This is a genomic window from Phenylobacterium sp., from assembly GCF_035276905.1.
GTDB lineage: Bacteria > Pseudomonadota > Alphaproteobacteria > Caulobacterales > Caulobacteraceae > Phenylobacterium.
Genome location: NZ_DATELG010000108.1, coordinates 1 through 4956, shown reverse-complemented (window position 1 = coordinate 4956; position 4956 = coordinate 1). Strand labels below are relative to the sequence as shown.

3 protein-coding genes are annotated in these 4956 nt (G+C 67.4%); 1 reads left to right on the top strand and 2 read right to left on the bottom strand.

The genetic code is table 11. From position 1 onward, the window contains the following. On the top strand, window positions 1-1545 hold a 1545-nt coding region (locus VJS38_RS04885), incomplete at its 5' end, for an Ig-like domain-containing protein (RefSeq protein ID WP_324087031.1). A gap of 89 nt (window positions 1546-1634) precedes the next feature. Here VJS38_RS04885 and VJS38_RS04880 read toward each other — a convergent pair. Next, entirely contained in the window at window positions 1635-2408 is a 774-nt protein-coding gene (locus VJS38_RS04880) for a class I SAM-dependent methyltransferase (RefSeq protein WP_324087030.1), read from the bottom strand. A gap of 91 nt (window positions 2409-2499) precedes the next feature. Then, window positions 2500-4683, bottom strand: a complete 2184-nt coding sequence (locus VJS38_RS04875) for a polysaccharide biosynthesis tyrosine autokinase (RefSeq protein WP_324087029.1) — start codon at window positions 4681-4683, stop codon at window positions 2500-2502. Between the last annotated feature and the right edge of the window lie 273 nt (window positions 4684-4956).

Here is a 4956-nt window from a genome sequence, read left to right as displayed (position 1 = left end):
TCGACGGCGGCGGTCAACTACACGATCTCGGGCCTGCCCTCGACCGGGGCCAGCGTGGAGTTCCACGAGGCCAGCGGCGCGCACGACATCGTCGTCTGGGCCGAGCCGGACATCTGGAACGACGCCACCCACCAGGAGATCACCGCGCCCACCTCGCAGGTGACCGTCAACCTCGGGGCCACCTACCACTCGGTCGTGGTCTACGATCCGCTCGTGAGCGCCCAGGCCCAGAAGACCTACACCGACGTCAGCCAGATCACCGTCGGCGTCACCGACCACCCGCTGATCATCGAAGTCAACGGCTCCGGCGCCACGACCGGCGGGACAACCGGCGGCGCGACCACACCCCCGGCGCCGGCCGCCCCGACCGGCCTGAGCGACGCCGCGATCGTCGGCGGCTATGTGAACGCTGCCCATAATACGGCGACCCAGGCGCTGACCGGGATCTCCACGGCGGGGGCGACCATCACGGTCTACGACGGCGCGGCCAAGCTCGGCACGGCCACCGCCGACAGCACCGGCCATTGGGGCTACACGCTAGGCGGGCTCGCCGACGGCGCTCACGCCTTGACCGCCACGGCGACGACGGCGGGAGGCGTCAGCGCCAGCAGCGCGGCCCTGACCTTCACCGTCGACACCGTCGCGCCCGGAGCGCCGAGCGGGCTGGCGGACAGCGCCATCGTGAACGGGGTTGTGGATGCGGCCCACGACACGGCGAGCCAGACCCTGACCGGGGCCGCCGCAGCGGGCTCCACCGTGACGGTCTATGATGGCGCGGCCAAGCTGGGCGTGGTCACGGCCAACAGCAGCGGCCAGTGGAGCTATGCGCTGGGTCAGCTCGCGGACGGCGCCCACTCCGTGACCGCCACGGCGACCGATCAGGCGGGCAATACCGGCCCGGCCAGCGGCGCCTTGCAGTTCACGGTCAACACCCAGGCCGCCAGTTCGACGCCCGCGCAGCCGACGGCGCCCGCGCCGACCGCCCCGCACCTCTCGGACGTCACGGCGACGTGGTGGAAACAGGCCGCGCTGACCGGCGAGGCCGCATCCGGAAGCCTGGTGAAGGTCTACGATAACGGCGCCCCGATCGGGACGGCCACCGCCGACAGCTCCGGAGCCTGGTCCCTCGCCACGCGTCTCGGGAATGGCGTTCATAGCTTTACCGAGACGGCCACCGACTCGGCCGGGAGCACGGTCGGCTCCACGGGCGTGGCGCTTTTCAGCCGCTCGACGGGCGTCCAGCTGAACGGCGGCAGCGGCGACGACGTCCTGGTGGGTCGGGCGGGCGACACGCTCAGCGGCCACGGCGGGCACGACAGCTTTGTCTTCAACCCCAGCTTTGGGCGAGAGACGGTCGCCGACTTCAGCCCCGCCTCGGACACCATCGTCTTCGATCACAACCTGTTCGGCTCGGCCTCGGCTGTGCTGCAACACGCCACGCAATCGGGGACGTCGGTTCTGATCGCCTACGACGCGAACGATGTCGTCACCCTGCAGAACACGAGCCTCAGCTCGCTGACGCAAGGCAACTTCGCCTTCGTCTGACGCGGCAAGGCGGCGCCGCCGGCGGAACCCCTCCGGGGTCGGCCTGCGCGGCGCCGTCGCTGCGCCTGGGCGCATCGGCCTGGCGAGGGTCAGGCGGCCCGAGACATGGCTGAGGGCTTTGTCGCCACGAAGTCTGCGGTGCAGGGCAGGAGCCGTTGCAGTGGACGCGCCCCGCCCAGCACCGAGTAATAGACCGTCTCGGTCGGGCCCCGGTTCAAGGTCGTGGGGTCGAAGCGGGTTTCGCACTGCAGTCCGGCGGCGGCGGCCAGGGCTTCGATCTTCGAGAACACGAGCACGTCTTCCGGCACCTCGGGGCGTTTGCGGTTCACGCGCGCCCGCGCGGCCCAGTGCAGCGCTCGCGGACAGGCAGGTTCGTGCAGGTAAAGACAGCGGCCGCCCGGCTTAAGGACGCGCGCCATCTCTAGGAAGGTGCGCCGATGCGCCACGAAGTGGTGGGCCGCCTCAAAGCAAAAGACCAGGTCGAATGAGGCAGGTTCGGACGGCAGGGCGTAGCTCTTAGCGGCGAAAGCATCGTCGAGCCGGCTGCTGAATATGTCCTCCCACAGGCCGACCGACTCGATGGCATAGGGACTGATGTCGCATGCGGTGACGTGAGCCTTCGGCCACATCCGCTTGACGATGCACGACGCCCATCCCTGTCCGGCCCCGATCTCGAGGATATGGTGCGCATTCGCAAAGCTGTCATGGTGCCGCTCGAGCTTGTGAAGCAGGACGCGCGCGTTGACCAGCTTGCTGACCACGTTTTCGACGGCCTCGGAGCCGGGTCGTTCTTGCGGCGAATTGCGCCAGTACTCTATTTCGATCTCTTCCTTGTCGATCAGCGGAATCGCCATGCGCTTCATTGCCATGCGCTCCTTTGATGTTGGCGGCCTTCTGCTTCAACGTTTCCGCGATAGAAGGCCTGGACCTAGTCTCTACACCTCCGGAAGGCGCTCAGCCGACGAGCGAGCGCGAGGTGTAGTAGTCCTTGTAGTATTTGAAATAGTATTCCGCGTCGCCGTACCCGGTCGCCGCCTGCTCGGCCATGTCCACTCTCGTGAGGACGACACCGACCGTGTTCGCGTTCAGGGACTCCAGGATGCGCAGCGCGTGCGCGACGGCGCGTCGGGGCGTCTGTTTCCAGCGCGCGATGCAGACCACCGCGTCCACCTTCTGAGCGAGGATCCGCGTGTCGGCGACCGGCAGGACGGGCGCGGTGTCGAGGATCACGAGGTCGTAGCGCGCTTTCGCTTCCGAAAGCAGGCGGCTGAAGGCCTCAGACCCGAAGATATCCTGATCTGTTCCGGCATTGTCCGGCAGCAGGAGGAAATCTGCGCCACTGACGCCGTCGCGGACGACGGCGTCGGCGAGAGGGCGATCGCCGGCAACGGCCTCGAGCAGGCCGCCGCGCGGCAGCTCAGGAAACATGCCGCTGATGCCGGGGCGGCGTAGGTCGCAGTCGATGAGCAAAACGCGCCACCCCTGCAGCGCCGCCGTGCGGGCCAGGCAGATCGAGGTGGTGCTCTTGCCTTCGCGCGGCAGCGCCGAGGTGATGGCCACGCTGCGGACGACGCGGCCTGAGTCCATGCCGAGCACGGACACCCGCAAGCTGCGGAATGCCTCGGGGAATGCGGAAAGCCGATGGTCGGCGACGAAATCGATCGCCGAGCGCGCGCCCCTGGCCACCGACCCAAGCTCCGGGATCGCGCCAAGCGCTTTGACGTGCAGTTCCTGCGTGATGTCGTCGGACGTCTGAAGACCGGACCTCAGCAGTTCCGCCAAGGCGACGGCGATGCTGCCGCAGACCAGGGACAAGACGCCGCCGATCGCCGCGTTCAGCGTGATGCTGGGGGAGGACAGCTTGGTCGGCGGATCGGCGCGGGAAACGATGCGCGCATCGGCCTGGGCGAGGCCGCGCTGCGAACTGATTTCCTTGTAACGATTCAGGTAGCTCTCGTAGAGCGTTCGGGACGCCTGGGCATTCCGCTCGAGTTCGTTCAGCCGGACCATCGCGCGGCTATTGGCGGTAAGCGCGCCCTTGGCGCCGGCGAGGTTCGCCGCGATGGCGTTGGCCCGCTGTTGCGACACCCGCAGCTTGGCCTCCAGATTGGTGATGGTCCGCTTGATCTCCTGGCCGATCTGGTCGTCGATGTCGGCCAGTTCGCTCTTGGCGCGATCGAGCGGCGGGTAGCCTGGCCGGAAGTCGTTCTGCAGGGCGGCGACCTTGACGCTCAACGCCGTGCGCTGCTCGCGCAGGTGTTGGATGACCGGCGAGGCGAGGGCCTCGCCGACGTCGTCGCCCTTTGACCCTCCGGCGAGTTGGGCCAGCGCCGTGTCGAGCCGCGCCTGGTCTTCGGCGACCTGCACGCGGGCCGACGACAGGCTCTGATTATCGCTGGAGATTTCCTGCTCGGTCAGGCTGCTGCCGGCTGCGCTCTGCAGGTTGTTGTCGATCTTGTACTGTTGAACGGCCGCATCGTCGGCGAGCACCTGTTTGCGGAGCTCGGCCAGACGCTCGCTGAACCAGTCGCTAGCGGTGGCCGTCGCGTCCTGTTTGGCCTCGATCTGCTGCGCCAGATAGACCTCGGCGAACTGATTGGCGATTTGTGCGGCCTTGGCCGGGCTCTTCGAGGTGAAGGAGAGGTTTATCACGTAGGTGAGGCTGGCTCGCCGGACCGACAAGCTCTTGGTCAACTTGTCCACGCACCGTCGGAAGCGTCTGGTAGCGTCTTTGGTGGAAGGACGAGCGAATTCGGGATCCTTGCAGAGGTTCAGCGAAGTCGCCACGCGCCGCGCCAGGGCCGGGGAGTTGAGAACCTCGACCTCGGTGTCGACCACCGTCGATTCCGCCGGCAGCGACGAGAGCACCTCCTCGCTGCTGGCCAGATGCTCCTTGCGAGGATCGAGCAGAATCTTCGTCGTCGCCGTGTAACGGTGCGGTAGCAGCAGCGTCACGGCGGCGGTGGCGACGAGGACGCTGCAAACCGCAATCGCGAACAGGCGAATGTGACGTTTCAGAAGGGCCAGGAACAGCCGGGGGTCGAGCTGGCCGAGGCCCTTCCGCGGAGCGCCGGTCGAGAGGACCGGCTCGGCGTAGATCGCCTCAGCGTACGGCACAGGGACAGGCGCTTGCATCATGTCCACTCGGCAGACTGATCGTCTCTAACGGTTAGCCAATTTTTCCGTCGGGAGATCGGTCGTTTGATGAGTTGGCGCGTCGGGGGCGAGCCCATGAGCCGGCGCCGGGGCGAGGAGGCTTCAGAGATGTCCTTTGGCTGAAAGCGGCGGATGGCGGGGCGTGCTCATGCCGCGATCGGCGGTCGCTGCTGAAGCAGCTGGTCGTAAGCGTTCAACAATTCGGCTTTGAAACGCTCCGGAGAGAAGCGTTGGCGGGCTTGTCGCGCGGCCTCG